The 204-nt window shown below is 36.8% G+C and carries 1 protein-coding gene; it reads right to left on the reverse strand.

Annotated elements, in window-relative coordinates; genetic code table 11:
• Positions 1-13: 13 nt before the first annotated feature.
• Positions 14-148 carry a hypothetical protein gene (locus tag BAQ49_RS33985; RefSeq protein ID WP_255266617.1) on the reverse strand — a complete coding sequence of 45 codons (135 nt, stop codon included), beginning with the start codon at positions 146-148 and terminating at the stop codon, positions 14-16.
• Positions 149-204 lie beyond the last annotated feature (56 nt).

Genomic DNA, 204 nt, shown 5'->3' on the forward strand with positions numbered 1-204 from the left:
AGTTATATAGTATTTACATAGCAAATAAGAAACATAAAACATATAATACCAAGTAGCAGAACCCTAACATTCCGCCTATAGCTAGTACCTGTTTAACCCAGCTCTTGAATTTCAGATTACTGTCAATAATCGCTTGCACTCTTTCCATATCCGTTTCCTCCTATTAAGGAGAACCCTTAAAGACTCTCACCTCGCTATGATACC

The sequence above is a fragment of the Bacillus proteolyticus genome (assembly GCF_001884065.1).
Lineage (GTDB): Bacteria > Bacillota > Bacilli > Bacillales > Bacillaceae_G > Bacillus_A > Bacillus_A proteolyticus.